This is a genomic window from Micromonospora sp. DT81.3, assembly GCF_049847225.1.
GTDB lineage: Bacteria > Actinomycetota > Actinomycetes > Actinomycetales > Microbacteriaceae > Microbacterium.
Genome location: NZ_JBNCNY010000019.1, coordinates 1 through 25,321, shown reverse-complemented (window position 1 = coordinate 25,321; position 25,321 = coordinate 1). Strand labels below are relative to the sequence as shown.

The 25,321-nt window shown below is 65.4% G+C and carries 31 protein-coding genes and 3 pseudogenes; 9 read left to right on the top strand and 25 right to left on the bottom strand.

What is annotated here, in order from left to right:
• Positions 1-33 precede the first annotated feature (33 nt).
• Both ACPW96_RS22290 and ACPW96_RS22285 read right to left on the bottom strand, forming a co-directional pair.
• Positions 34-357, bottom strand: a complete 324-nt coding sequence (locus ACPW96_RS22290) for a hypothetical protein (protein ID WP_425885848.1) — start codon at positions 355-357, stop codon at positions 34-36.
• 86 nt (positions 358-443) lie between these two features.
• Positions 444-794: a hypothetical protein gene (locus ACPW96_RS22285; protein ID WP_425885847.1), complete on the bottom strand. Its 351-nt coding sequence runs from the start codon at positions 792-794 to the stop codon at positions 444-446.
• A gap of 711 nt (positions 795-1,505) precedes the next feature.
• Between ACPW96_RS22285 and ACPW96_RS22280 the strand changes: the two genes are divergently transcribed.
• The 5 genes from ACPW96_RS22280 to ACPW96_RS22260 all read left to right on the top strand — a co-directional run bounded on the left by ACPW96_RS22280 (position 1,506) and on the right by ACPW96_RS22260 (position 4,871).
• Positions 1,506-2,102 (top strand): RBBP9/YdeN family alpha/beta hydrolase, encoded by a 597-nt coding sequence (locus ACPW96_RS22280; protein ID WP_425885846.1) that lies wholly within the window; start codon positions 1,506-1,508, stop codon positions 2,100-2,102.
• Between the two features lie 35 nt (positions 2,103-2,137).
• Complete coding sequence (locus ACPW96_RS22275) at positions 2,138-2,467, top strand: VOC family protein (RefSeq protein WP_425885845.1); 330 nt, start codon at positions 2,138-2,140, stop codon at positions 2,465-2,467.
• Between the two features lie 198 nt (positions 2,468-2,665).
• Positions 2,666-3,511, top strand: coding sequence for a helix-turn-helix domain-containing protein (locus tag ACPW96_RS22270; protein WP_425885844.1), 846 nt, complete (start codon positions 2,666-2,668; stop codon positions 3,509-3,511).
• A gap of 35 nt (positions 3,512-3,546) precedes the next feature.
• A complete protein-coding gene (locus tag ACPW96_RS22265; protein WP_425885843.1) occupies positions 3,547-4,452 on the top strand; it encodes an alpha/beta hydrolase in 906 nt (301 codons plus the stop codon).
• Positions 4,449-4,871, top strand: coding sequence for a nuclear transport factor 2 family protein (locus ACPW96_RS22260; RefSeq protein ID WP_425885842.1), 423 nt, complete (start codon positions 4,449-4,451; stop codon positions 4,869-4,871). Before ACPW96_RS22265 ends, ACPW96_RS22260 begins: the two co-directional genes overlap by 4 nt.
• A 166-nt stretch (positions 4,872-5,037) precedes the next feature.
• On the opposite strand, the pseudogene ACPW96_RS22255 reads toward ACPW96_RS22260, so the two are convergent.
• Positions 5,038-6,082, bottom strand: a pseudogene (locus tag ACPW96_RS22255) (IS256 family transposase); the annotation flags it as partial.
• Between the two features lie 38 nt (positions 6,083-6,120).
• Between ACPW96_RS22255 and ACPW96_RS22250 the strand changes: the two are divergent.
• The gene (locus ACPW96_RS22250; RefSeq protein ID WP_425885841.1) at positions 6,121-6,324 is read left to right on the top strand and encodes a DoxX family protein; all 204 of its coding nucleotides are present in this window, start codon (positions 6,121-6,123) and stop codon (positions 6,322-6,324) included.
• 373 nt (positions 6,325-6,697) lie between these two features.
• Here the strand turns inward: ACPW96_RS22250 and ACPW96_RS22245 are convergent, their stop codons facing one another.
• Positions 6,698-7,693 (bottom strand): hypothetical protein, encoded by a 996-nt coding sequence (locus tag ACPW96_RS22245; protein WP_425885840.1) that lies wholly within the window; start codon positions 7,691-7,693, stop codon positions 6,698-6,700.
• A 252-nt stretch (positions 7,694-7,945) separates the two neighbouring features.
• Between ACPW96_RS22245 and ACPW96_RS22240 the strand changes: the two are divergent.
• Positions 7,946-8,174 (top strand): annotated as a pseudogene (locus ACPW96_RS22240) (IS3 family transposase); the annotation flags it as partial.
• 156 nt (positions 8,175-8,330) lie between these two features.
• On the opposite strand, the gene ACPW96_RS22235 reads toward ACPW96_RS22240, so the two are convergent.
• The 14 genes and pseudogenes from ACPW96_RS22235 to ACPW96_RS22170 all read right to left on the bottom strand — a co-directional run bounded on the left by ACPW96_RS22235 (position 8,331) and on the right by ACPW96_RS22170 (position 17,234).
• Positions 8,331-8,678, bottom strand: coding sequence for a hypothetical protein (locus ACPW96_RS22235; protein ID WP_425885839.1), 348 nt, complete (start codon positions 8,676-8,678; stop codon positions 8,331-8,333).
• Between the two features lie 312 nt (positions 8,679-8,990).
• Entirely contained in the window at positions 8,991-9,158 is a 168-nt protein-coding gene (locus ACPW96_RS22230) for a helix-turn-helix domain-containing protein (RefSeq protein ID WP_425885838.1), read from the bottom strand.
• A gap of 17 nt (positions 9,159-9,175) precedes the next feature.
• Positions 9,176-9,748, bottom strand: a complete 573-nt coding sequence (locus ACPW96_RS22225; RefSeq protein ID WP_425885837.1) for a response regulator — start codon at positions 9,746-9,748, stop codon at positions 9,176-9,178.
• A gap of 263 nt (positions 9,749-10,011) precedes the next feature.
• A pseudogene (locus tag ACPW96_RS22220) lies at positions 10,012-11,276 on the bottom strand (IS256 family transposase).
• A gap of 105 nt (positions 11,277-11,381) precedes the next feature.
• Positions 11,382-11,732, bottom strand: coding sequence for a hypothetical protein (locus ACPW96_RS22215; protein ID WP_425885836.1), 351 nt, complete (start codon positions 11,730-11,732; stop codon positions 11,382-11,384).
• A 275-nt stretch (positions 11,733-12,007) separates the two neighbouring features.
• Complete coding sequence (locus ACPW96_RS22210; protein WP_425885835.1) at positions 12,008-12,643, bottom strand: GAF domain-containing protein; 636 nt, start codon at positions 12,641-12,643, stop codon at positions 12,008-12,010.
• A gap of 85 nt (positions 12,644-12,728) precedes the next feature.
• Positions 12,729-13,094 carry a hypothetical protein gene (locus ACPW96_RS22205; RefSeq protein WP_425885834.1) on the bottom strand — a complete coding sequence of 122 codons (366 nt, stop codon included), beginning with the start codon at positions 13,092-13,094 and terminating at the stop codon, positions 12,729-12,731.
• Between the two features lie 225 nt (positions 13,095-13,319).
• Positions 13,320-13,748 carry a DUF6855 family protein gene (locus ACPW96_RS22200; protein ID WP_425885833.1) on the bottom strand — a complete coding sequence of 143 codons (429 nt, stop codon included), beginning with the start codon at positions 13,746-13,748 and terminating at the stop codon, positions 13,320-13,322.
• A 34-nt stretch (positions 13,749-13,782) separates the two neighbouring features.
• Positions 13,783-14,289 (bottom strand): helix-turn-helix domain-containing protein, encoded by a 507-nt coding sequence (locus ACPW96_RS22195; RefSeq protein ID WP_425885832.1) that lies wholly within the window; start codon positions 14,287-14,289, stop codon positions 13,783-13,785.
• A gap of 14 nt (positions 14,290-14,303) precedes the next feature.
• A complete protein-coding gene (locus ACPW96_RS22190) occupies positions 14,304-14,633 on the bottom strand; it encodes a hypothetical protein (protein WP_425885831.1) in 330 nt (109 codons plus the stop codon).
• Positions 14,634-15,088: 455 nt separating this feature from the next.
• Positions 15,089-15,772: a hypothetical protein gene (locus ACPW96_RS22185; RefSeq protein WP_425885830.1), complete on the bottom strand. Its 684-nt coding sequence runs from the start codon at positions 15,770-15,772 to the stop codon at positions 15,089-15,091.
• A gap of 403 nt (positions 15,773-16,175) precedes the next feature.
• Complete coding sequence (locus ACPW96_RS22180; RefSeq protein ID WP_425885829.1) at positions 16,176-16,385, bottom strand: hypothetical protein; 210 nt, start codon at positions 16,383-16,385, stop codon at positions 16,176-16,178.
• On the bottom strand, positions 16,372-16,560 hold the full coding sequence (locus ACPW96_RS22175) for a hypothetical protein (protein ID WP_425885828.1): 189 nt from the start codon (positions 16,558-16,560) through the stop codon (positions 16,372-16,374). Before ACPW96_RS22175 ends, ACPW96_RS22180 begins: the two co-directional genes overlap by 14 nt.
• A gap of 335 nt (positions 16,561-16,895) precedes the next feature.
• Positions 16,896-17,234 (bottom strand): hypothetical protein, encoded by a 339-nt coding sequence (locus tag ACPW96_RS22170; RefSeq protein ID WP_425885827.1) that lies wholly within the window; start codon positions 17,232-17,234, stop codon positions 16,896-16,898.
• A 174-nt stretch (positions 17,235-17,408) separates the two neighbouring features.
• Between ACPW96_RS22170 and ACPW96_RS22165 the strand changes: the two genes are divergently transcribed.
• Positions 17,409-17,690, top strand: coding sequence for a hypothetical protein (locus ACPW96_RS22165; RefSeq protein ID WP_425885826.1), 282 nt, complete (start codon positions 17,409-17,411; stop codon positions 17,688-17,690).
• A gap of 162 nt (positions 17,691-17,852) precedes the next feature.
• Positions 17,853-19,040 carry a DUF998 domain-containing protein gene (locus tag ACPW96_RS22160; RefSeq protein ID WP_425885825.1) on the top strand — a complete coding sequence of 396 codons (1,188 nt, stop codon included), beginning with the start codon at positions 17,853-17,855 and terminating at the stop codon, positions 19,038-19,040.
• Here the strand turns inward: ACPW96_RS22160 and ACPW96_RS22155 are convergent.
• From ACPW96_RS22155 to ACPW96_RS22125, 7 genes are all read right to left on the bottom strand, one after another.
• Entirely contained in the window at positions 19,037-19,732 is a 696-nt protein-coding gene (locus ACPW96_RS22155; RefSeq protein ID WP_425885824.1) for a hypothetical protein, read from the bottom strand. The two genes, ACPW96_RS22160 and ACPW96_RS22155, sit on opposite strands and share 4 nt — an antisense overlap.
• Positions 19,733-20,632: 900 nt before the next feature.
• Positions 20,633-21,025, bottom strand: a complete 393-nt coding sequence (locus ACPW96_RS22150) for a hypothetical protein (protein ID WP_425885823.1) — start codon at positions 21,023-21,025, stop codon at positions 20,633-20,635.
• Between the two features lie 125 nt (positions 21,026-21,150).
• A complete protein-coding gene (locus ACPW96_RS22145) occupies positions 21,151-21,513 on the bottom strand; it encodes a single-stranded DNA-binding protein (RefSeq protein ID WP_425885822.1) in 363 nt (120 codons plus the stop codon).
• A 13-nt stretch (positions 21,514-21,526) separates the two neighbouring features.
• Positions 21,527-21,772, bottom strand: coding sequence for a glutaredoxin domain-containing protein (locus ACPW96_RS22140; RefSeq protein WP_425885821.1), 246 nt, complete (start codon positions 21,770-21,772; stop codon positions 21,527-21,529).
• A 302-nt stretch (positions 21,773-22,074) separates the two neighbouring features.
• A complete protein-coding gene (locus ACPW96_RS22135) occupies positions 22,075-22,380 on the bottom strand; it encodes a hypothetical protein (protein ID WP_425885820.1) in 306 nt (101 codons plus the stop codon).
• 66 nt (positions 22,381-22,446) lie between these two features.
• Positions 22,447-24,015 carry an alpha/beta hydrolase gene (locus ACPW96_RS22130; RefSeq protein ID WP_425885819.1) on the bottom strand — a complete coding sequence of 523 codons (1,569 nt, stop codon included), beginning with the start codon at positions 24,013-24,015 and terminating at the stop codon, positions 22,447-22,449.
• Positions 24,016-24,343: 328 nt separating this feature from the next.
• Positions 24,344-24,658, bottom strand: coding sequence for a histone-like nucleoid-structuring protein Lsr2 (locus tag ACPW96_RS22125; protein ID WP_425885818.1), 315 nt, complete (start codon positions 24,656-24,658; stop codon positions 24,344-24,346).
• Positions 24,659-25,321 lie beyond the last annotated feature (663 nt).

Sequence of the window (25,321 nt, the reverse complement as noted above, 5' to 3'; positions counted from 1 at the left end):
CCGCCTGCCTCCGGACGGTCATCGACCGACCACTCATGTTGGAGAAGGTGGAGCTTCCGGCGGCGCGGCGAACCTGAAATGCCGGTAGGACCGCCTAGCAACGAGACGCCGCCCTCGTTGGACCCGACGTACCCAGTCCACGATCTCCGCCGTCTCATCCTCGGTCAGACCGACGTTGCGACACTTCTCCGCCAGCTGCACGGGGTTGACGTGCAACCAGCGTTGGCGGACGTTCGTCATGTCGCCCTTCAGCTTCGCCAGCGCATTCCGCCTCCAGGGACCGTACCCCGCAGTCCACCGGCCGAAACGCTCGATGATACTGTCAACGCTCGCCGGCAACTGGGCGTGGTACTCCATTGGCCCATGATGGCACCCGGCGGGGCCCCTCAACGCACTGTTTCCGCACCGGGTGGTGCTCTCCCGGGCGCACCACACATCGCGACTCAGTGCTGCGGTGTATCGGTGCGGTTCTGTGAATCGCGGAGTTCGGTGTCAAGGGTCGCGGGTTCGGGGGTGACGTACAGGCCACTGTGGGAGTTGGCGGTGCTCATCAGGTCCTTCAACCAGGCCGCGCTCAGGGGCGGCCGGTTCCCGCGGTCGAACTTGAACACGATCGAGCAGTTCGGGTGGATCCACACGGTGGTGCGTCCGCTCCCCAAGCTGACGGCGTCCTTCCAGGAGAAGTGGAACGACTCGCCCCGACAGATTTTCGCGCCGATCACCCACTGCACATGCCACAGGGTGCGATCCTCGAACTCGGCCCGCAGGATCTCGCCGTACCGGAACATTCCCATGACGGTGCTCCCAAGCATCGGAGGTGTCCCTTCAGTCTTCACCACCGTCCTACGGTGAAGAGGGAACGGCTCGTCATGTGACAGGCGCGCACCCGGCATCTGGGAGCGGTACTGTTCTGGTTAGACCCGCCGCCGCGTCGGTGCCTGTCCTTCGGACCGCACACCCGCGCCCCCCGCGGGTCGGCAACGGGTTCAGGTTCCCCCGGGAACGCACAATCCCCAGCCGGAGCCCGTTCCCGGGGGAACCGCCTCTCGACTTTACCGACCACACCGACGGTCAGCCAGAATCCCTGGTCCCTGCAGGTGCACCGCGAAGAATGTCGCGAAGTCGTGCTGGCCAACTTTCCCCGACCACCGGTTGACATCGTCGTCAGAGTCCTCCGGTAAGATTACTGTTCCCCGGCAGCGCCGCCCCTCCCCTCCCTACACACTCGGAGACCGACGCCATGACCACGCAGACCCTTCCCGAATGCTCCAGCTGCGGCCACGACAGCACCGAACATCTCGGCCGCTGCCACACCGACCTCTTCGCCCGCGGCTCGTGGCACAAATGCTCGTGCGAAACCTACGTCGCAACCCGGTTGGTTGCTTAGTATTCGCTGACATGTCGGTACCCGCGGCGATCCAGACCGCGGGACTCGTGCACCAGGTGGGGACCAAGTCCGGCGAGTGGCTGGACGTGGCCATCCTCGAGCGGAAACTCGACGTGCTATGACGCAGAACACCGCACAGGCAGCGGCGAGGATTCACCGCCCGCCGGCGTTCCTAATCTTGCATGGATGGGAAAATCGTCGCGAGCCAGAGCATTGGCAGCATTGGCTGGCGTACGAGCTGCTCGGGGCCGGAGCAGTAGTCACGTACCCCACGCTGCCGAATCCCGATCACCCCAACGTAGGGGAATGGATGGAAACGCTCCAGAGGCAACTGAGCATGCTGCGGAGTCATGATGTGACGGTGGTGTGTCATAGCTTGGCGTGCGCGCTGTGGGTCACCTACGTCAACGCCGGACTGCCCTGCATCGGTGTCAGCCGAGTCGCTCTCGTGTCCCCTCCCTCCCCCCGCAAGCTGACGGACACGGAGGTGTCGCCGTTCGTCGAGGGGCAGACGCGATTGGCCAGTCCAGCCAGCCAGGCCTGGACGGTCTTCGCCAGTGACAACGACCCGTACTGCCCAGAGGGAATCACATCCGCGTACCAGGTCGACGACGACATCAACCTGCAAGTCGTGCCGTCGGCCGCCCACATCAATCCCGCGTCCGGCTTCGGGCAGTGGCCACAGGTCCTGGACTGGTGCATTGACCGTCGGTAGCGGGTCGAACGAGAAGCGAGTCGGGAGGAGTTGTCGTGAAGCTGGTGTTCATTTATCAGCCCATCACCGACCTAGCGGAGGCGGTGCGTTTCTATCGCGACAAACTGGGTTGGGAAGAGGCGTGGCGCGACGGCGCGGAGACGGTGGCGTTCTGGCTGCCCGGCAGGACGGCGCAGGTCATGCTTTCCACCACCGATCAGCCGGCCGGACCGATGTATCTCGTCGACAGCCTGCCGGCGTGGATCGCCGAACATCCCGACATCGACATCACCATCCCGCCCTATGCAATTCCTGGCGGAGCGGTCGCGGGCCTGACCGGTCCCGGCGGAAACATCTTCTACGTCTACGACCAACCCGACGGATAGAACCCGTTGTGTGAGCGGGCCGCCGCGCGCGCCCCAGCGAACATGTGGGATTCGAGCGTTGCGGCCAGGACGCGGCTCGGTGAGACGGGCCCGGTCCCGGGCGACCGCGCAGAGTCGAACCGGGAGCCTTATGCTCCAAGTTCCCGCTGTTTCAGCTACCGGATAGGGAGTGTGAGTGTGAGTGTGAGGGGTCAGGACGTGGAGCATGTGTTGGGCTGGCCGGGTCTGCGGAGTGAGTATTCGCGGCTGGCCCCGCACGACGGTGTCGCGGTGACCAAGCCCGGCCAGATTGGGGTGGTGTTCACCGGACATCGCGACGTGGCCTATCGCGCCTCCGGGCGCACCCGGCGTAACGATATCGCGCCGGGCGCCGCGACGATCACGGCTGAGGAACCGGTCAGCTGGTTTCGCGTGGCCGAACCCACGGATGCTGTTGAGATCTACCCCGACCCGCAGCTCGTGCACAACGTCGCGGTCCAGCACGGGTTGGCCGGGGTGAGTCCGCGGACGGTGATCGGCGAGAGGGATGGGGTTGTTCTGGCCGTGGCGTCACGGCTTCGGCAAGTCCATCTCGCCAACGCGTACCTGTCCGATGTGGCATCCAGCGAACTGGCCCATGCGATCATCCGGCAGCTGCTGATCCGGTACGGCGGCGCCGACCCACGGGCATTCCTCGCCCCTGGACGGCTCAGCGCTGCTCGAGTGGATCAGGTCAGCCAGTACATCGACGCTCACCTGAGCGACCCGTTGGACATCCCCCTGCTGGCGTCGGTCACGCAGCTGAGCCCGTACCACTTCGCCCGCACTTTTCGGGCGGCGACCGGTATGGCGCCGCACGCGTTCGTCACGGCGCGGCGGATGATGCGGGCACGCATCATCCTTGAGCGAACCGCGGCCAGCGTCGAAGAAGCCGCCGGGATGGTCGGCTACCGCCACATCGGACACTTCCGCCGAGCCTTCGTCCTTGAGCACGGGGTCCGACCGTCCGAGCTCCGCGCTGAACACCGCAAGATCCGGCCTGTCGAAATAACCCCTGCGCCCTGACACTGGTAGCCCAGCAATCGAAGGGACGGTGTGCGATGCCGGTTGAGGTGCGCGAGTTGATCATCATGAGCGGTGACGTACCCCTGGCGGCCCGGATGTTCTCACCCCCGGCCGGCACCGGCACGGCGCCGCGGGTCGTGGTGGTGACGGGGTCCTGGCTGACGGTGAAGGAGCAGATGCCGGACCTGTACGCGCAGCGACTCGCGGAGCGCGGGTACACCGCGTTGACATTCGACTTCGCGGGGTTCGGCGCCAGCGGCGGTGCCCTCCGCCAAACCGAGATCCCGCTCCGCAAAATCGCCGACCTGACCGCTGTCACCCGGTTCGCGCACTCCATCCACGGGGGCAGCGATGGCGTCGGGCTGGTCTCCATCTGCGCCAGCGCCCAGTACGCGGTGCACGCTCTCGCCACCGGCAACCTACCGGTTGCGTCGTTCGCGTCCGTTGCCGGGTGGTTTCACGACCCGATCGCTATCGCCACCTTCTACGGCGGGGCTGAAGGCGTCGCCGACCGGCTCGACCGTGCCACGCGAGCGACCCGGACATACCTTGAGACCGGACAGACGCCCACGGTTCCGGCGTACGCAGAAGGTGACGACCGGGCGGGGATGTTCATCGAAATGGACTACTACGCCAACCCGCAACGGGGCGCTGTCCCGACTTGGGTGAACGAGATGACCGAGATCACCTGGTCGCACTGGCTCACCTTCGACGGCCTGGCCGCCGCCTACGCCATCGACACCCCCTCCCTCTTCGTGCACAGCGACGACGCCGTCTTCCCCGACAACATCAAGACCGTCGCGTCCCGCCTAAACGGACCATCCCGCCTCGAGTGGACCGACGGCGCACAAATCGACTTCTACGACCAGCCCGCCCAAGTCGACTTCGCGGTGCAGGCCATCGACGACCACGTCGCCACGACAATCGGCGCCCGACGATGAAGATAACCGACCTGCTCGCCCGGTTCTTCCTCGCTGTCGACGCCCGAGACTGGACCACAATCAACCAATTCCTAGCGCCCGAGCTGGATGTTGACTACTCCTCGCTGAGCGGAGAACCCGCCGCCCGAAGCACAGCCGCTGATCTCATCAACCAGTGGAAATCCCTCCTACCCGGGTTCGACGCCACGCAACACTTCCTCGGCCCTATCGCCACCGACGACCCGGACGATGTCCGCTGCAGCGTACGCGGCTATCACCACCTCGGCGAGGACACCTGGATGGTCGCCGGTTCCTATCAGTTCCGGATCGACACTACTCACGACACAATCACGGCCATCACTCTCCTCGTCGCCTATCAGACCGGACCCCCGGATCTTCCCGAGTGGGCAACCGCGAAAGTCGCGAGCACCAATCCCTGACGCTCACCTTCACCTACCAGCCCGTTGTCGTCGGGTCGGCATACAAGCAGGTCGCTGAAGCCGTCTTGAGACGTTTTGTGGCGTGCCAGTACACCATTTACCCCAAGCGGTCTCTCCGGATTCGGGGTCTTTCCGATAAACGGTGTGTGGGGTCCGGCGGTTTTCATCAGTAGGTGGTTCTCTCGAACCGCCCTGCGAAGGTGATCGCGAACGCGTTGAGTGCAGGCTTCCACCTCATCACCCAGCGTGCCCTCCCGCCGCCGGAGGGGTCAAGCGACCGCGTCACGAGGTAGAGACACTTCAACGCGGCTTGCTCGTTGGGGAAGTGCCCCGGGCGCGGACCGCTCTGCGGTAGCGGGCGTTGATCGACTCGATCGCATTCGTCGTGCAGATCACCCGGCCGATCTCGACGTCGTATGCAAGGAAGGGCACGAACTCTGCCCAGCTGCTCTTCCAGAGTTGGACGATCGGCGGATACCGTTCGCCCCACTGGCTGGCGAACTCCTCGAACCGGTCTATTCCGGCCTGTTCGCTCGGGGCCGTATAGGCCGGCTTGAGAGACTTCACGAACGCGTCCCGGTGCTGCCGGCCGGCGTAGCGCAAGCTGTTGCGGATCGGGTGCACGATGCACTGCTGCACGACCGTCTGCTCCCAGATGGTGTTGATCGCCTCGGGAAGCCCTGTCAGTCCGTCGCAGACGGCGATAAACACGTCTTCGACGCCACGGTTCTTCAGTTCAGTGAATACCTGCAGCCCGAACCGGGCACCCTCACCTCCGTCCCCGGCCAGATCCCCAGGATCTCTCGTTCCCCGCCCGTGGTGACGCCCATTACGACATAGAACGGGGTGTTGCGGACCTGCCCATCCCTGACCTTGACGACGATCGCGTCGACGAAGATCACCGGGTAGATCGCGTCCAACGGTCGCGAAGACCACTCCAACAGCTCCCCGGCCACCTTCTCGGTGATGCGAGAGATGGTGTCCTTGGAGACCTTCGCCCCAGAGACCTCGTCGAAATGCGCAGCGATCTCACCCGTCGTCAAACCTCGAGCGGAAAGGGAGAGAACGATCTGATCGATGCCGTCCAGTCGGCGTTTACGCTTGGGGACGATCACCGGCTCGAACGACCCGTCTCGATCCCGCGGGACTTCGATCTGGACCGGGCCGATCTCTGTCAGCACCGTCTTCACCCGCGTCCCGTTGCGCGGATTTCTCTCCCGGACATGTCAAACTGATCGGCGCCGCAGAGGTGCTCGGCGCCATTGGACTGATTCTCCCGCCCCTGCTGGGGATCGCACCGGTACTCAGCCCGATCGCCGCGATCGCTCTCGCCGCCCTGATGCTCGGTGCCATCGTCGTGCACATCCGACGCAAAGAGTCCTTCCTCCCGCCGCTCATCCTCGCAGTGCTCTCCATCGTCGCTGCAGTGCTCGGCTTCCTCACCGTCGTCTGACCCGCTCACCCGGGAGCCGCGCCCCGGCGGCCGGATCACCGGCCGGCCGACCCCTCCCACCGAACCCAGGAAACGCATACGAAGCCGCCGACAAGATTTATGGCGAGGATCACAGGATCTATGGCACGAAGACAAGATTTATGGCACGTTGCGCCACATCATCGATGCCTGTCCGCTGCCATCAGATCTGTCGTGGACGACATTGATCCTGTCGAGCGTTTGGGCAGAATCAGCGCGCACTAGTTCGTTGTAAGCGGCTGCCACCAGCGTCCGATTGTCATTGATCCTGTCGTCCGCCAAGGATTGGCGCAACCGCGTGTCGTCGCCGACGCAGAACCGGGTTCCCCAAAGATCTGTGACTGAACGTTGAACGCTAGCCGGGCTCCGATTCGAGGATGTACTCGGTGAATCCCGGCACGGAGAAGGAGAGGTAGCCGAAGCGGGAGGACTCGATGATGCCCTTCCGCAGCAGCCGCGCGCGAGAGCCACTGATCGCGACCGTGGATTTCCCGAGGGCCGCGGCGAGATCCTCGCGCTTGACATCGTGACCGCCGAGGGCGGCCATGGCGTGCAGCACCTCCCGTTCCGCCCGGGTCACACTGTTCCAGCGGGCACGGAAAAGCTCGGTCATCTGCCGCTCGACGTCTACGAGCGCTGCTTTCACCGTTTCCTCGGTGATCATCGCGCCGGGGTCCGGCCAGCCGGCCGCCCTCCAGCACTCGTGGCCGATGACCTGCACCTTGTGGGGGTAGCCTCCTGCGCTTTGCACAGCGAGCCGCAGCGCCGCTGGATCCCACCGCACGCCCGCGTCCTGTGCGGGAGCCACCAGCGCGAGAGCGACGTCATCGTCGCTCAACGCCGGCAGCGGTCGGTAGTCGAATCGTTCACTGAACGTGACCGCCGCGGCGATCGTCTCCGGACTGTTCGGCAGCCCCGCACCGAAGATCCCCGCGGGGGTGCCCGGTCTCTCGCTGCTGAGTTCCTGCCACGAGTAAGCGATCACGCGCAGGCTTTCACGATCGGCCGATTGAATCTCATCGACGAAGATCACCAGTCCCGTCCCCCCGTCGTCTACGATCGCATCGGTAGCGGTGACCAGGGCGGCTTTGAAAGCCTCAGCGGCGGACGCCGGCACCGCCGCTGAACCGTGTCGAGCCACACCGACCTCCGCGGTTACAACCCCCGGCACACCCAGCGACAGCTTCGCACTGTCAATGAGCCCGGTCAGAATCTTGAGCTTCGACGGCTCGGTCCCTGCAACATCCGGAAGCTTCGCGAGGATGGCGCGCGCTAGGCTCTCATCCGGATTCGCGGTGACCCACAGGGTGCGGATGCCGGCCGCTTGCATGATCCGCTCGCCCTCCCGCAAGAGCGAAGTCTTTCCGATCCCGCGGGAGGCGTGGTCGACACGGATGCGCGCCGAGAGCCTACCCAGGCGAGAGATGAACTGTGCGCGCTCCGCAAAATCGCCGAGCTGCGCGCCCCTGCCGACAACCGCATGCGCAACCTCCCCCGGAGTGTATGGGCTGGCCTGTGACACGACACCTCCGGATAGGGCTGGATAGCTTGCGGCAGTTATCCAACGTTATCGGATCTAGGCACCGCATGGTCGGATCGATGGGGCAGGATCGGCGCCGCCGGCGGCAACGCCGCGAGGGAGAGCTTCTCGCACTGCTCCGGAAGGACGTCCTCAACCGCCGCACCTGGCCACCCGCGAGCAGCGCCGCATCGTGATCGTGACCTGGATCGAGAGAACGTACCACCGCCTTCGACGCCAACTCCGCCTCGGCCGTTTGACCCCGATCGAGTTCGAGACCATCATGAACACGCCAGCCGCACTGGCTGCGTGACAAACCCACTGTCACCCTATCGTGCAGCAGTCCCCCAGATACCGACAAGTGGGTGAGCTTTTCACACCGGCTATCCGATGCGAGCAGGACCGGGGTCGTGTTGCACGCCAGAAACAGCGCCGTCCCTGGCGGAGGACCAGCGGGTACTGGTCGGCTTTACGCTGGCATGGCCGCTTGGACGCAGTCCAGGACTTTGACTGCGCCCGCCTCGCGGGCAAGGTATCTGTAAGCGTCAGCCGGGTGCTTCATACGATCGGTCTCGCATGTCGATTGGGGGGCCAGCATGATGATGGGAACACCTTCTCGGTTCAGCGCTTCGATCAGGAGCAGCGCGGTCTCACCGAGGTCGGAACTCACCAGGGCCAGGTGTGGCGCAAACAACTCGGACAGCTCGAGGGCTTGTGCAGGTTCGGCGGTCTCCCCGACAACCACGATTTGCGGGAACGACTTCAGGACTGCGCAAAGGCCGATCCGGTAGACCTCATCGTTGTCGCAGATCAGCACCCGGAGCCGGTGTCGTGGACGGCTCAGCACGAAGATTTGGCACACGCGAACTCCCGTCGTCGGCCCGACCGGCCGGGTGTGCCGGGCAGTGCCCGCGAGAAGTCAGCACGACACAATAAAACTGTTCGGGCCGCTCCCAAAATCACCGGGAGCATACATCCGTTTCAGCTTGCCGGGTACCCCCTCGCCATCCAGCGAATGAACCGCCAGCGCACAGGCGTGCACCGGTGTCATGGTTCGGAAGCGGATAGTGCTGGTACCGCATTTGTCGGATCCGTCGATCCGGCACGTTGCCGGTCGGAAAGCGAGGACTCAGGACTGCCGAGCGGTGTTGTTGACGAGGATGGCCAGCTGGGTGCGGCTCCGCAGGCCAAGGCGCCGCAAGACCGTGGTGAGGTGGCTCTTGACCGTCGCATCACTGACGAAGAGCCGGGCGGCGATCTCGCCGTTGGTCATTCCCTCGGCGACAAGCAGGGCCACCGCCCGTTGCCGTTCGGTCAGTGGGGTAAGGGCGCTGAGCTGCGTGGGGGTCTCCGCCGGGCCGGTGGGGCGGCGGTCAGGAACTGCAGGAGGTGTCGGGCGAAGGTGGGGTCGAGGGCCAGCCCGTCCTTGGACAGGGCGCGGATCCCGTCGACCAGCCGCGGCGCGGCGACCCGCCGAGAAAGATAACCCTTCGCCCCGGCTCGCAACGCCTCTGCCAAATCGTGCTCGGACTCGGTCTCGGCCAGGATCAGGACCGCCCGATCGGGACGGCACAACGCACCCACGGACTCCGTTTCACCGTGCTGCAGCAAGCCCTGGCGGATCACGACGACGTGCGGTTGCACCCGGTCGGCCAGTGCGCACGCCGAAGCGACGTCTCCGACCTCGGCCACCACGACCAGGTCGGGTTCGCGCTCGATCAGCACTCGGAGTCCGATGCGGTAGATTTCGTGGTCCTCGCACAGCAGCACCCGAACGCGCTCCGGACCGGGAAAGAGCCAACCCTCCTGCGAGGAGGGAGTCGAATGGATAGCGGCACTTGATTCGGGCTGGAACGTCACAAGGCTCCCCTTGACGTGGCAGAACATCGCTGTACATCACCGTCACTCAGCGGACCGCCCGGTCCGTTCACTCACCAGCCTGGCCGACGAAATCCGCCGGCGAACTGACCAGTGACGAGCACCTAAAGCTAGTTCTACAGCGAAAACACAGACAAAGCCACCAATTCGCGGACCAATGAAGGTGCAGTCACCGGGATTCGGGACTGCTGCACGGATCGGACTGTCCGGTAAACAGTCCCGCCGCCGCTGTGGGATCTGTCCGATAAACGGTGTGTGGGGTCCGGCGGTTTTCAATGAATGGTTCTCTCGAACCGGCCCGCGAAGGTGATCGCGAACGCGTTCAGGGCGGGCTTCCACCTGATCACCCAGCGTGCCCTGCCGCCGCCGTTGGGGTCAAGGGATCGGGTGACGAGGTAGAGGCACTTGAGCGCGGCTTGCTCGTTGGGGAAGTGTCCGCGGGCGCGGACCGCTCTGCGGTAGCGGGCGTTGATCGACTCGATCGCGTTCGTGGTGCAGATCACCCGGCGGATCTCGACGTCGTATTCGAGGAAGGGCACGAACTCGGCCCACGCGTTCTCCCAGAGCTTTACGATCGCCGGGTAGCGGCCACCCCACTCCGCGGCGAACTCCTCGAACCTGTCCTTCGCGGCCTTCTCGGACGGTGCCGTATAGACGGGTCGAAGCGCTTTCACGATCGCGTCGCGATGCTGCCGGCCCGCAAAGCGGAACGAGTTGCGGATCAGATGCACGATGCACTGCTGGACGACGGTGCGCTCCCAGGTGGTCGTGATCGCCTCCGGAGGCCTTTGAGCCCGTCGCAGACAGCGATCAGGACATCCTCGATGCCACGGTTCTTCAACTCGCTGAACACCTGCAGCCAGAACCGCGCGCCCTCGGCGCCGTCACCGGCCCAGATCCCCAGGATCTCCCGCTCACCGTTCGTCGTGACGCCCATCACGACGTAGAACGGGGTGTTGCGGACCTGCCCGTCACGAACCTTCACCACGATCGCGTCGACGAAGATCACCGGATAGATTGCATCCAGCGGCCGCGAAGACCATTCCGCCAGCTCCCCGGCGACCTTCTCCGTGATCCGGGAGATGGTGTCCTTCGACACCTTCGCCCCATAGACCTCGTCGAAATGAGCCACGATCTCACCCGTCGTCAACCCGCGGGCCGAGAGGGAGAGCACGATCTGGTCGATCCCATCCAGTCGACGTTTCCGCTTAGGGACGATCACCGGCTCGAACGATCCGTCTCGATCCCTCGGGACCTCGATCTGAACGGGGCCGATCTCGGTCAGCACCGTCTTCACCCGTGTCCCGTTGCGCATATTCGCAGACATCGGCGTTCCGCCGTGTTCGTGGCCGAGGTGCTCGGTCAGCTCCGCTTCCAGCGCGGTCTCAAGGACATTCTTCGTGAGCTGGTTCAGCAGCCCTCCCGGGCCAACCAAACTCACGCCCTGTTCCTTCGCCTGAGCGAGCAACCGCTCCGCGAGGTCCTTTTGATCGATGATCTCTCCCGTCACGGGATCAATGATCGCGTCATCCAACATCTCGGTCGTGTCAACCACGGCCATCTCCTTTCGGATCAGGCCGGACCCCACACACCGTTATTCAGACAGTCCCCCGCTGTGCAGCTGGACCGGAGTAGTTTGGGGTCAGTGCCCGTGAGGCGCGCTGCCTGACGCTGCGGGCAAGTGAGCGGATGCGTAGTCGGTCGGCTCGGGGACGGCGTACAAGCCGCTAGGTGAGTTGGCGGTGTGCATCAGCGCGTCGATCCACGCCTTGTTAATCTCGGGGCGTTTGCTGCCGTAGAACTGGTACACGACCGAGACCCGGGGGTGGATCCAGACGGTGGTCCGACCGTCTCCGATACTGGCGTCGTCTTTCCAGGAGAGGTGGAAGGATTCGCCGCGGCGTATCTTCGCTCCGATCACCAGTTGCAGGTGGGCAAGGAGACGGTCATCGAAGTCGACCTTCACCAGCCCGTCGTAGATGAACTGGCCCATGGCGTTCTCCTCGGGGACTGCGTCAAGGGTTCTCAGTCAGGGTCTGGGAAAGGGGACCCGAGAAACAGTCGGTCTCCCCAGTATGACGCCGTGCAAGGCGGTCGGGCATTGACGGAGGCGCAGGCGGAGATGGCGGCTCTGAGGCGCAGCGGCGGGTGGCTTATCGTCAACGAGGGAGTGGGCGAGAAGCGGGACCCCTATCTGGGCTGCGCGGAGGAGTTCCGATCGCTGTCGTCCCTCCGGAGGACCCGACCGCCTAGGACGGCGGGGGCCTGTCAGATCAGCAGGTGGTGGTTCACGACCCGGTCGGCGACATCGCGGATCCGGGCGCCGGTGCCCCGGGCGTGCGCGCGCAACAGGTCGAACGCTTCGTCGATGGACACGCTCCGTTGGAATGCCAGGGCACCCTTGGCTTGTTCGATCAGCATCCTGCTGGTCAGGGTGTGCTGCAGTTGTGCTGCACGGTCCGCGTGGTGCTGCAAAGCGCGACGCTGGACGATGCCGATTGTGGCGAACTCGGCGAGTGCTTGCGCGACCGCCGCGTCACGATCGGTGAGTGCGTGCACGCGGTCGAAGAAGAGGTTCAGAGCGCCGAGATGCTGTCCGCGTAACGTCAATGGCACGGCGTACCCGGACCGGAACCCGCGTTGCTCCGCGACCTGCACGAAGATCGGCCAGCGGTCGGCGGCGGCACTGATATCGGGGGTCTCCACGCTCTGCCCCGATCGGTAGCTGTCCAGACACGGACCCTGCTCGGCACCCAGCTCGGTCTCTTCCACATCACTGGCTCGCTCGCTGGTGGAGCCGACCACATGCAGCACCCCGGCATCATCGGCCAACAGGATGCCCGCCTCCACCGCGGCGGTGAAGCGCAGGGCCGCGTGCACCAGTAGATCCATCGTGTCGATCACGTCATGACGAGGATCCAGGACGTCCGCCAGCCGCGCGAACACCCGGGGTAGGTCTTCACCGGATGGGTCCATACCACTCCTCGGGTTACGACCTGCTCTGCCATTCCAAGTCGTCGGGATCGCCGAGGTCCGCCATGCCCTCCGGCCGTAGCATCCGTGTCCGCCTCGCTAGTTCGGCGACCACCTCGTCGTCGACGAGTTCGTCGAGACCGGTGTGCACGCCCTTGGCGACGATCTGGCTGGCTGGGCCGACGAGCATCAGGGCGGTGGTCCGTGATCCGTCCGGCTCGACGACCGGGATCTCGATCGTCTCCGCCAGACCGTTATCGGCCAGCGCCGCGCTGTAGTGCAGCACGGCGACCGCGATCGCATCGCCGGTCAACAGCTCGGTATGGGCATAGATGATCGATTTCATCCCCCTGTCTAAGCCCGCGCCGCCGATACCGGCCACGGGGTAGCGCCGCGCTCTCGCTTGAGCTACGCGACGGGCGCGGGAACGTCTCGGCGCACACCCCACGGGGCATTTCCGCGAGCGGATTCGGCAACAAGGCGTTATCCGCCACGCACCGCGCCCGTCCCCTGCTTCTCAGCGACCTCGGAGCGCCGGTCCGTTGGCAGAGTGTCCGTCGGCGGACACTTCGACGGCCGCCAAAGGTCGATTGTTACCGCGTCGCAATCATCGGGGAGCTTCGGCTGCCCGGACTCGATTGTTGCGGGCGTTGTGTTCGAGCTCCACCATGCCCAACGCTTCGAGCAGCGGCGGCAGGTACATCGCGAACCGGCCGCGGAGCCCCTTCTTCCGGCCATACCAGCCGCCGACCGGGTTATCCGGCGAACGCCCCCACGCTTCCACCGTGCCCGGAACGGCATCCTTCTGCTCGTCGGCAGCGCCGAGCGGCATCCAGTCGCCATGCTCCACGAGCATCGCGTGCAGGTCCTCGATCGCTCGCGCAAGATAGGTGAGCCTTGCACCGCCGACCTGGCAGACCAGCAGCGCCGGATTCGCCGAGTCGTCCCGATGGATCGTGTACTCGGAGGACAGCGGCGGGGTCTTCAGGTGCCACGGATCCTCGGGTGTGCCTGTGCCCGACCAGTGCTCGGTCATGAGTCTCCCTTCGAGTACTCGGATCCGACCAGTCTCAGAGCCCGGGAGCGCCGGCGTCTTGTACGAACACGACGACGTTCGGTGCGAAATCAGCCGGGACCTGCGGCGGGTAATAGCCGCGATACCCGCGTGGGACTCCGCCGCTGAAGAGCCGGAAATCCCGGACGAAGTGCGCCTGATCGAAATACCCTGCGTCTGCCGCGACCTCTGCGAGCGGGATCCCGGGATCGGTCATCAGCTGGCGCAGCGCGTGCTGGAACCGCAATACCCGGCCGACGGTCTTGGGAGGGAACCCGAGGCCGCGGGCGAACAGCCGTTCGATCTGCCGCGGCGAGGACGTAGCGGCCTCCGCGATCTCGCTCACCGATACCCGACCGTCGTCGGCGACGAGCGCGGAAAGTGCACGCTCGAACGTCGCCTGCGCTTCGTCCAACCGGAGCTCCCCGAGTAAGAACCCATCCAGCAGCCGCGCGCTCGCCTGCAAACCGGGCTCCGCGCGAAGAGCGGACTCGAGCTCGCGGGTCTTTTCGCCGAACACCATTTCGGGGGACGGCGTCAGCCCGTTCCAGGGGGCGACAGGGCCCCGGGTGAATGGTGCAAGCCCGCCGAGATGGAACCGGACGCCGACGATATGGACCGCGCCGTGCTGCCGGATCCGGATCGGCACCAGGCGCTGCGCATCCAGGTTGGACCGGGAGTGCTCCGATCCCCGCCGCCGATGATCTCGCGGCGATACGGGGCCTCGAAGTTGAAGATCAAGTCCGCGCGGACGTCTACGAACACGTCCACCCGCAGGTCGACGTCCTCACCGGGCGCATGCGAGACGAACCAGTAGTTCTCGATGTACGGCCGGAGAGGCTCGGCCGGAGAGTGCAACCGGTACATCGGCTAAGGATGGCATGGACGCCGGGGGCGTACTCGCCCAGCCTGCCCGGCAGTCAGATGGACGACGCCCGTGCTGGGAAACGAAGTCAACGACGCGATGTGGCGGCATGCGATGTCACCCGCTATTCGAAGGGGGGATGAGGATGCCGGTCGCGCCGCGGTCGCAGCGCCACCCACAGTCCGCATCGCCGGCAGATGAAGGCGCCCCCACGGAGCGCGTGGAGCCGGTGCCGCGCAAGCCGGCGACCACAGCACGAGCAGTCGAAGCCACCATCAGAGGCCATGACTCAGGCGCTTCTGTCCATGACGTCCATCCTGCTGCGGATCGGGTCGGCCCGGTCTCGGATTCTGACCACAAGGGTTCCTCCTTGAGGGCATCAGACCGAGTATCCACTCGAACGAAACCCGCAGCGCCCACCACGGGCAGGACGAGAGGTGCGCAACCGGACGGCCACTCAGTCCGGGGTTCCGAGTGGCCCCGTCCCCGTTCCATCGGGCACGGTGTCAATCGCGATCAGCTCCTCACGCGCGGGCGGTCCGCCGGCGACACCGAGGACGAGCACGGGTCCAACTTCCGGAGCGTAGAACTTCAGCTCCGCGACATTCGGTTCGATAGTGATCGTGTCCCACGTCAGCAGGACGTCCGTGAAGTGCCCCGCCGGGGCGTCCGCCATCGCGTGGGTGCTCAGAACCTCACCGTTGTCCTCGGCCTGACCGGCGTAGTACTCCTGCCGATATTGCATCCCCGGCTGCGGATCAGCCGGCACCAGTATCCCAGCGAACGCGCCGTCCACACCCGCTTCGAACGACCCCTCCCGGGAGGCAATCTCGCCGTTCTCGAACTCTGCGGTGTCCTCGCCGAGGTACCAGATCGCCCCGGCCGCATCCTGCGCGTACCAATCGAAAGTGTCCTCGATGATCTCCTCACCCCGGAACACCGTGTCGCGAACCACCCGGGCGGTGACACCGTTCGCGATCTCCTTCGTCTCGGATGTCACAACGACGGTGACCCGGAGAACGTCCCCCGTCGCGTCAACCTCCCGGTACGTCCATCTGGTACCCGGCTTCATGGGCCAATACGGGTTGTCGATCTCGGTGGTGAACTCCGCCGGGTCCAACCGGACCGGTTCATCGCCCACCGGCAGATCGGCGCTGCCGCCCGTGGCCGAAGAGCTCGCCGTCGGAGATCCCGAAACATCGGCCGTGCAGCCGCCGAGCATCCCGGCACACGCAACCGACGCCACCACCCCGAGCAACTGCCGACCACGATTCCACATGATGAGCTCCACCCCTGGCACACCCGCCAGCCAACTTCATGATCCGCGCTCCGGCTGAAGCCGGGCTGAATGAGCACCCGTTCGGGCTGCGCTTTCAGCCCCGCGGCCCGCCGTGCCGCGATGAGGTGCGCTTCCCACGCAGTGTCCATCCGTCGGCGGGTGTCGGCTAGACCTCGACCGTATATGAGGTGATCTGCATGACGAGTCCGTCGCGGAACTCATAGATGTTATCGATTCCGCTCGGAATTCCCGCACTCCGGGGTCTTCAGGGCAGCGGGTCGGGGATCGGTATCAACGAGAGCGGTACGCCGGGTGAAATCCACAAGTAGGAGTCCCGCCGGGTGCCCTCGCCGTCGTTGACGACGAGCCAGCCGCCGTTGTCCATCAGCAACTCGATTTCGGCCTGCATGTCGGCCAGTTCCCGACCGCCGACGCTGTACAGGTGGTTCCCGTAGTGCAGGTCAATGCGCTTCATGAACGCGTCTCCCGACCTCCGGCACCTTCGGGGTCTCATGCTCGAGCGGTTCCGGTACCGCATACAGTCCGGTCGGCGAGTTCGCGGTGAACATCAGCACGTCGATCCAGGCCCTGTTGATGACGGGTTGTTTGCTGCCGTAGTACTTGTAGACGATCGAGACCCGCGGGTGCACCCACACCGTGGTTCGGCCGTTGCCGATGCTCCGGTCGTCTTTTCACGTGAAGTGGAACGATTCGCCGCGGCGGATCTTCGCTCCGATCACGATCTGCAGGTGGGCGAGCAGGCGGTCCTCGAAATCCACCTGCACGAGTCCGTCGTAGGTGAACCTGCCCATGATGTTCCTCTCGAGAGGGCTGCATCGATGGGCTCTCGGACGATGCCGAGCGAGCCACCCGAAGAAACGGCCGGTAATCCGCAGTATGCGCCTGTTCCAGCCCGCCCGCCACTGGCCACCGGGACCGACACCCGGCGTGGGCGGCGCCCAGTGGCTGGCGTCGGTGAGTTGTCCTAGAGATATCCTGCGATCTCGGGGTCCAAGCCGTCCCATTCGCCGTCCACGATCGCGGCCGACGGCCGCGTGATCGCGTCGATCCGGTCCTGCATGTCCCGCACCGCCTCGGTGTTATCCGGCGGCGTCACCTCGCTATTGGTGGACTCGGTCAACAGGACCGTGTTCGCGTTGAGTAGGAACGACGCGTCGACAGTGTTCCCGTCCGGACTGATCGCACGCAACGTCACGGTGTCAGCAGCACCCGTATCCGACAGCACCCGGGCGTACTCCAGGAGAGTGTCGGCCGCGTCATCCCCCACGAAAAGTGACTTCTCCCCGAACGTCACGTGCTTCATCCGGCACCTGTCCCTTTCCCGCCCGCATCCCGCCGGGGCCCTGACAGCGTACGCCCCCTTTACCGTGTGCGACCGGGCCCCGCGCTTCTAAGCGTGACACGAACGCCGCTGTACGCGCCGTCACCGGTACCACACCGACCGTGTTCCCCCCCGTATGGCGAATACACGGCCGCCGTGCTTACCCAGGCGGGCATGGTCGCCATCCTCTGGGACGTCGACACCCTCGATTGGCGGGGCACCGCCGCCGACGAGCTCACCCGTGGCGCCGTTGACCTGCCCCGACCCGGGTCGATCGTGCTGCAGCACGACACCCAACCGAACACCGCACGCACCGCGGCGGCCGTGTACGCCGGCCTCGCCGACCGCGGCTTCGTCCTCGTCAACATCGCGCAGCTCTTCCACGGACAACTACCCGCAGCAGGAGCATGGCGCTCAGGACCCCTAGCCAAGGGCTGATTCTGCGGGTGGGAATCAGACGGTACATTCGGGTCAGAGATGTGCGCTGCTGTTTGGGGAACACGGACCGGTCAGCGCTCTTCATCTGGGGGTGGGCGGCCGTAGCCTGGGGATCTTTCGGGGTGAGAGCGATGATGAACCACTCTCGCGAAGGATCTCATCGTGGCACTAATCGCCGTAGCGCCGCCCTACATCCCCCGGCGGGCAAGCCCTCTCCCGGCGGTCCTGCGACGGACGAGTCCCACTCAAGCCGTCGCCGCCGCTGCCGGTGTTCTGGTGGTGGGGATTCTGCTGTCCATCGTCACAACCCCCGATCCGGACTGGTGGCAGTTGCACTTCAGCAGGCTGGGCACCTTCCGGAGCTTCTCCGGCTACTCCTTCAACGCGACCATCGTGGCGGCCAGTGTGATGCTCGTGCTGTTCGCGGCGAGGCTTCGACTCGAGATGCAACGCCACGCCGGCACCGCCGTGCTGACCAGCCGGCGCGCCGCCCACGTGGTGCCCGCCCTGGTGGCATTGATCGGTATCCACCTCTCACTGGTCGGGTTCGCACCCCTCAATGTGAACCTCTTCATTCACGAGCGTGGCTCCAGCGGTGCGGTCCTCGCCTTCGCGTCCCTGCTGGCCTCCAGCCGGTGGATGCTGCGCGGCATGCACCGGCGGGTCGCCATCGCCACGCGTCGTGTCGGTGCCTCGCTGGTGTTCTGGGGGGTTTTGTTCGGCTTCGGCGTTATCAACTTGGCGGCGTTCGAGTTCGTCGTGTTCAGCCTGATGTTCGCGTGGCTGGTCGCCGTGACCCGCCAGCTGGGTGTCCCATCCGAGAAGGCGAGTCGATCCGTGAAACCGCGGACGGAGGATGAGGCCCCGTGTCCCACCGGGAGTGGTCTGAGATGGACCGATGTGCACGTCGTGTCTGCGGCACGAGGGCCGATGGAAATCCAGCATCCACGGATGCAGCCGTCGGGCCGTACGGCTGCCCTTCCTGATCGCCGACGACGCGCCCACCAGCACGCCGCTGCCCCGCGCCGTCCACGAGGCGTCAGTGGTTCAGGAGCACCACGAAAGTCAGCACGGTCGATCAGGAGTGGGCCCGACGGCACGCGGCTGCCGGGAAGCTGTGCACCGATACTGTGTTGCATTGATTCCGTAGTCGCAACGCTGATCCCCGCTACCGCGAGGACGCACAGCCGTCGCATCGCTGCCTCGCCAGGCAACTCCAGGGTGAGACGACGCGGGGCCGGTATGACCGGCCCCTCGTCGTCCTCGCGTCAGCATCTCATTAGGGTTCACCGGGAAATCCACACGCCCCCACGCCTGCATCTCAGCCCCGACAAGACAACCGGCGGTTAGTGCAGGAGTCCGCAGGCGACCGGGTCGGTCGCCTCGGCAGGGAGGGTGGGGTCCAGTTCGCTGGCACCTTCGGGATCGCTGAGGTTGTACGTGCCGTTGCCGTCGTAGTCGTTCCCGTGGATGACGACTACGCCCTCACCGGCGCGGATGGCCTCAGCGATCTGTGCCGCGGTACCGGTACCGCCTGCCCCCGGGTAGCCGGTCCCCGCCACGTCCGTGAAGTTGATGTTTCGCCTGAAGTAGTTGTATGTGCCGTTGTTCGACACGGGGAACCGGGTGACGTCCAGGAAGCTGGCCGGCGTGGTGTCGCCGCGGGTGTTCAGTGACACCACAACGGGGCCGTACGCCGGAACACCCTCGACGGTGTTCAGTCGTCCGTCGCCGTTGCTGTCCAATGCCAGGGTGGGGCACTCGTTGAGTGCCTGTTCGCCGTAGTGGATGTGCTGCGCGTGCGGCGCGTTGGGCGTCAGGCCTTTCGCGCGGATCCCGATGGCCCGGATCGTCTCACCGCGGACGACGGCGATTGCCTTACCGGATGCGCCCGAGCCGTTCAGCTCGGTGAGGGTGGCCGTGAGCACCACGTTCTTTCCCTCGGTTCCCCCGTCGTGCGCCATCGCCGGCGCGGTGCCGAGCGACATGGCGACAAGCGCTGCGGCGCTGATGCCGAGCACCCGCTTGGTGTTCTTCTTCACGATTCACTCCCTCGTGTCATCGCCCACCGGGACACTCCCGATCATTGGATGCGACAGGGATGATTCGTAGCCATCCATCATCTGGATTGGCATCAACCCCAGCACTGCGGCACCGACATTCGCTCCGCGCAGGGCTGCGCGTCACGACGAAGCTGTACACCGCGGGAACAACGACGGGCCGGCATGGCCATCCCTGTCCCCCAAATGGGGGACAGGGATGGTACGGTCCCTATGGCGGATCACTGCTGCTCCGCGCATCTGGGGGCAATCATGGTGCACCGTCTACGGAGATGGATCGACCGACGAATCTGGGCAACCGACGCGGTGCGCTGGGAGGAGTGCGGACGCACGCTACCCTCCCGTCAAGCTGTGTGGCACGGGATCTGCTCTTACTGCTCGATCGAGCATGAAGCCGCCGACGCCGCGGCTTGGTAGGCGGATGATCCGGTCGCGTTGGGCGACTGGGCAGTTCCCCCCGACGGGTGCCTCATGGGGATTGAGGGCTCTCGGGGGGAACCTGAACCGAGGCCGCCCTCCTGCGGTACATACGCGGTGGAGTGCCCAGCTGGCAGCGGGGTCTGCCCAAAAAGTACGACTCTCAGACGCCAAGTTCGCGACCGGCCAATTACGGGCCGACGCCACCGCGCCGCTGAATCGCCCGCAGTGACCGAGGTGGCAGGTGGTTCCGCCGAGCTGGGGACCCTGATGATTCAGGGATCTCGGAGGAACCGGACCCGCCAGCCGCCCCGCGGCTGCAGCTACGCGGTGCGAGTGCTCAGCGTGGGGGAACCGGCACCAACGCGGCTGCGGGTCTGCGCACACGATAGCGGCAACTGCTCTCCCCGACCGTACTCATGACCCAAAGTGACGCGTGCCAGAAGTGCCCCAAGGCCGACGGGCTTAGTCTTCGGCCTTGCTCGCCGGCTGAACGAGAAGCTTCGTGAAGCCCCACTCGACGAGGTGCACGACGAGAACGAACCCGGTCAGAATCAGCACCGCGGCGAGCACGAGGGTCGCGTACGCCATGACTTGCGCGAAGCCCTCCCCACCCAGCCACCCTTCCAGGGCAGGAATCGCACCACTGAGCAGATCCGTAATGGCCGTCATGCTGGTCGCTGCGAAAAGGGCGAGGAAACCACACTCGAGGATCAGCACACCGCGGTACGTCTCGTCTTCCCTCCGCGCTCTACTCCCCATCCCCGCTGTGACCGCGCCCCAGAGCATCGCGACAACGCCAACGATCCCCAGCGCCACCGTCAAGGCAAGCGACGCGGACCCGAACACAGTCTCCATGGCGACAGTATGCGCGACATCGCCGACACCGACCCCAAGCCCACTGATAGTCATCACTCACCTCCTCTGCGATCACAGACACGGCCGGGACGGCATCCCCCAGCCCCGGCCGCGCCTCAGGGTGGCTACTGCCGGTCGACCCGGGTATTCCGGGTGATGGTGACGGTGGCACGGGCCAGGTCGGCACCAATGCTGTCCGCATCGATCACACGGCCGTACTGCGTGTTGCCCTCGGTCCCCCAGCTGGTGGTGTGCTCGCGTCCGGTGACGATCACCGCGTCCCCCTTGCGCAGGGATGCGGCCGCGTTTCCGCCCAGCTCGAACCGGGCTTCAACGAAGTGGGTCGTCGGAGTGTGGTGGGCCTGCCACGTGCCCTGCCGGTACTCCCCCGTGTTCTCAATCACCCGGAGCTTGGTGATCTGGATGCTGCCTGCCTGCACAACCTCGGGGTCGGCGGCCAAGTTTCCCGTAGCGGTGCGTGTGGACATGGGTGCTCTCCTTCTATCGGTTACTTGTGATCCGGTCGATCTGGTCGGGGCGGAACCCGCTCCAGTGGTCCTCGTCGGTGACAACCACGACAGGTGCCTCGGAGTACCCCAGCTCATCGACCACGTAGCTGCGCGCATCCTCGTTGTCCCGGATGTTCACCTCCACGAACTCGATGCCTTTGCTTGTCAGCACGTTCTTGGTGAGCGTGCACCGGGCACATGACGGGCCGGTGGTGTACACCGTGATCTGATCAACCATTGCCCTGCCCTTCCCTGATCAACCGTTTTGTTTGCCTTCCGGCAATCGAGGGATCAACGGCCAGCGGAGCGAGAAGGAGGCGACGGACGTGGAATACCGGACCGAGCACCGCGAGGGAGGATATGCCGCCGAAAGCCGTTGCCCCGACGCGGAGCCGACGTATCCTCGACAGCCGGACAGGTCAAAGAATCCGTAAGAATTCCTGCGCCGCGCAGCGGCTCCGCCAACGCGCCGGCCGAGCGGAGCACTGTCGTCGATCGCGACCTCAGGACCGTGGACGACAGTCTCGTCGATGTCTATCATCAGCAGAAGCTGCGGATCGGGACCGAGTACTCGATCCGGTGTGTGACGCTCTGCGGAGCGGTGCCGGGCTCCAGTGCCAGGTCGATGTCCACGGAGACCGAGGCGGACGGTTCGATTGCGGTCGTCGGTTCCCTCGTCAGAAGCGTCTGGGTGCCGGCCGCGAGGGTGGTGCCGGCGGTCCGCCCGAGCTCCGTGCCGCCGGGGTCATGGACCGTTACGCTCGTCAGCGTCACCGGCACAGCGAACATGCTGGTGACCCTGAGCTCAGCCGGAGCGGCACGTCGGCGGTGCAGCGAAATGGTCACGGTAGTTCTCCTTGAATATGACGCGGTAGATGCTCGGCGCGCCCGGGCGCAGCCGGTGCCCGTGACTCAGTCGTAGAAGAACGGCTTCTTGTCGGCCTCGCAGACCGTTCCGGGCTCGGGCACCTCCAGATCGACGAGATACGCGGTGCGCGCTTCTTCGATGCACGCGCTTGCGTCGTTGAACGACAGGTGCCCGTACCCGTCGTGGGTCAGCAGTACCGCGTTGCCGAGGAGCTTCTCGGAGCTGACGGCGTTCTGATACCCGGTGTTGGGGTCGTGGCGCGTTCCGATGAGAAGAATCGGAACCTCGGTCTCGGCATCCCACGGTCCGCTGTAGCGGTCCTCGGTCGACGCCGGCCAGTCCGCGGCGCACGGCGCCCACAGCCACCAGCCCTGAATGGCCCCTGACATCCGACTGTTCGCATTCAGCTCGTCCAGGACCTCCGGCCAATTCTCGATCGGGCGTTCGGCGGGACCGTCCAGGCACGAGATCGCTGACGACTTCGTCGCCTCGGCCCACGACTTCGGTCCGCGCCATTCGCCGGCTCCTTCGGCGATCGCGGATGGATCGCCTTCCACGGCCGCCTCCAAGTCCTCGGCGTACTTCGTCCACAGGGTCGGATCCCGCAGTGGCGAGAACGACGAGATCTGGAGGTCGCTGTAGACGACCTCCGTCGGCGGGTCGGATCCGGGCACCGGGATCGGCCCCTGCCGGGCGCGGTCGAACAAAGCGTCGACCCGATCGGCGGCGCTCTCGCCGTGTCCGGCAAGCGCGCACCGGTCTGGTCCGGCTTCGTCGCACAGCCTCAGGAACTCGTTGAACACGCCGTCGCTGGAAGCGCTCCCCTGCAGCGCGCGCGCCTCGGCGGCCTTCACGTAATCCACCGGGCCGACCACGCCGTCCAGCAGCATGGCTCGCACGTGCTCGGGGAACATGTTCGCGTAGAACTGACCGATCAGGGTGCCGTACGACAGGCCCATGTAGGTGATCTTGTCTTCGCCCAGCAGCTCACGTATGTGATCCATGTCGCGTGCCGTGTCGGCTGTCGAGATGTTGGATAAGAGAGGTCCCATCACCTCTCCGCATCGCTGCGCCAGATCGCGCATGCGGTCGACGTACGCTTCCGCCTCGGCATCTGAGGAGGGGATGGTGACACCCTCCCAGAACGCCGCCTCATCGGCGTCGCTGTCGAAGCAGTGCATCGGCGAACTGGCATGGGTGCCGCGCGCATCCCACCCGATCAGGTCGAAGCGCCCGCTGCCCATGAGGTCGAGGTCATCGCCGGCGTCTCGCACGAAACCGACACCGGTTTGGCCAGGACCGCCGGGATTGAGAAACATCGTCCCGATCTTCTCATCGGGCTTGCTCGCGGGATACCGAATGACGGCCAGGGTGATCTGCTCGCCATCGGGATCGGACCAATCGAGGGGCACCGGCACCGACGCGCACTCCAGACCGGTCCCGCACGAGGTCCAATCGATTCCGGTGGTGCTCAAACTCTCCTGCGGCACCGGGTCGTCCGTCTCCGCCGTGCAAGAGCTCGAGGCGAAAACGACGGCAGTCCCCAGGGCGACGATCCCCAGGAGGCGGCTGCTGCGCAGTCGAGGGGCCGGGGAGCTGTTCTTGATGGGCACGGCAGGTCCTCTCGGATGCTGCCAGGCGCGTCGCCGCGAGAGCCTCGACACAGCGAAGGTCCTTCGCCATTCGCAACGTTGGGTGAGCCTGATGGGCCGATGAAAAGGTGCGAGGAGGTGGCCAGTGGCATCTTCAACAACGCCTGGTCGTACTGCCCGAACACTACTCGTGACAAACCCGCGCGTCGATAGGGCGCACACCCGCACGTCGCGGGGCGCTCAGAGACCGTCTCACAACGGATCCCCCTGCGGGGGCGATATCTCTTTCCGCCGATCGCCGCCAGCGGGATGGCGATTGGCTCGAGAGCTGGTCGGCAGCGGGCGCCTTTCAGCGGTTCTTGTACTGGTCCCGGACGCTGCGCGGAATGCGACCTCGGGCGGATACCTCAATGCCGTTATCCGCCGCCCATGCGCGAATCGCTGCGGGGTCCTGCTCCACCTGCGCCTTGGCGCGGGGAGCGCCTCCTCGGCTCGTGGATCTGGCGGCCTCGATGAACGGCGATAGCGCGGCGTCGAGCGCATCACGATTCTTGCGCGCAAGGTCAATCTCGTAGGTGGCGCCTTGGTAAGTGAATGTCACCGTCTCGGCGCTGTCTGACCCGTCGATGTCATCTACGACGCTGACGACAGTCTTTGTAACCATTGTGTGCCTCCTGGGGCGTGGCGAGGTGGAGCCGCCCTCCGGGACCCCCCTTGGAGGCGGATCCAACGATTGCGACCGGCGGCGGATTCGGGTCCGTCGCCATATCAGACACTAATACGCTTTCGGATCGCTGGCACCGGACCCCAGAAGACCACTCAGACTCGCATCCCGGTGTGGGCGGGGATGCGGGTAGGAACTCAGGCGTAAAGGAAACGCGCTGAACAGGGCGCCAGCGGAGCGCAACGGGATCCCTGAGTGGGTATTGCGCGGACCGCTCAGGGCGATCAGCCCTGTGGGTTGGGAGTTCGAGGATGATGTCGCGCTGGGCCCGTAGTGCAGCGGCGACGCGCTGAAAGCCACGACGGCGACCAGGGCGAGCGTCGTGATGATCACGCAAGTCCGTTTGATGATGGCCGGTGCGCGGTCGCCGCTGACAGCCGAGGGGCCGAATTAAGGCGGGCGAACTATCGAGCATGACATCAGCGCCCTTCATCTCGGTATCGGCCATTTGGGGGACACATATCCCGCCCTCATCGAACGGGGTCACGCGAATGTCAGACGAATGAAATTCACCCGCAGACGTGCTTGGTAACACCCCCTGAAGTCCTATAGCGTCGGCATTGCGTCAATGACCGGACCGGACCTCCTGTGACGCGGCGTACC

Excerpts from the sequence above, each read along its gene's own strand:
- ACPW96_RS22200 (WP_425885833.1), bottom strand. The coding sequence starts at position 13,748 with ATGACCGAGCACTGGTCGGGCACAGGCACACCCGAGGATCCGTGGCAC.
- ACPW96_RS22280 (WP_425885846.1), top strand. The coding sequence starts at position 1,506 with ATGACGCAGAACACCGCACAGGCAGCGGCGAGGATTCACCGCCCGCCG.
- ACPW96_RS22145 (WP_425885822.1), bottom strand. The coding sequence starts at position 21,513 with ATGTCCACACGCACCGCTACGGGAAACTTGGCCGCCGACCCCGAGGTT.
- ACPW96_RS22265 (WP_425885843.1), top strand. The coding sequence starts at position 3,547 with ATGCCGGTTGAGGTGCGCGAGTTGATCATCATGAGCGGTGACGTACCC.
- ACPW96_RS22285 (WP_425885847.1), bottom strand. The coding sequence starts at position 794 with ATGGGAATGTTCCGGTACGGCGAGATCCTGCGGGCCGAGTTCGAGGAT.
- ACPW96_RS22170 (WP_425885827.1), bottom strand. The coding sequence starts at position 17,234 with ATGAAGCACGTGACGTTCGGGGAGAAGTCACTTTTCGTGGGGGATGAC.
- ACPW96_RS22195 (WP_425885832.1), bottom strand. The coding sequence starts at position 14,289 with ATGGTGTTCGGCGAAAAGACCCGCGAGCTCGAGTCCGCTCTTCGCGCG.
- ACPW96_RS22180 (WP_425885829.1), bottom strand. The coding sequence starts at position 16,385 with ATGAAGCGCATTGACCTGCACTACGGGAACCACCTGTACAGCGTCGGC.
- ACPW96_RS22125 (WP_425885818.1), bottom strand. The coding sequence starts at position 24,658 with ATGGTTACAAAGACTGTCGTCAGCGTCGTAGATGACATCGACGGGTCA.
- ACPW96_RS22225 (WP_425885837.1), bottom strand. The coding sequence starts at position 9,748 with ATGTTCTGCCACGTCAAGGGGAGCCTTGTGACGTTCCAGCCCGAATCA.
- ACPW96_RS22150 (WP_425885823.1), bottom strand. The coding sequence starts at position 21,025 with ATGGAGACTGTGTTCGGGTCCGCGTCGCTTGCCTTGACGGTGGCGCTG.
- ACPW96_RS22140 (WP_425885821.1), bottom strand. The coding sequence starts at position 21,772 with ATGGTTGATCAGATCACGGTGTACACCACCGGCCCGTCATGTGCCCGG.
- ACPW96_RS22215 (WP_425885836.1), bottom strand. The coding sequence starts at position 11,732 with ATGGGCCAGTTCATCTACGACGGGCTGGTGAAGGTCGACTTCGATGAC.
- ACPW96_RS22290 (WP_425885848.1), bottom strand. The coding sequence starts at position 357 with ATGGAGTACCACGCCCAGTTGCCGGCGAGCGTTGACAGTATCATCGAG.
- ACPW96_RS22190 (WP_425885831.1), bottom strand. The coding sequence starts at position 14,633 with ATGTACCGGTTGCACTCTCCGGCCGAGCCTCTCCGGCCGTACATCGAG.
- ACPW96_RS22260 (WP_425885842.1), top strand. The coding sequence starts at position 4,449 with ATGAAGATAACCGACCTGCTCGCCCGGTTCTTCCTCGCTGTCGACGCC.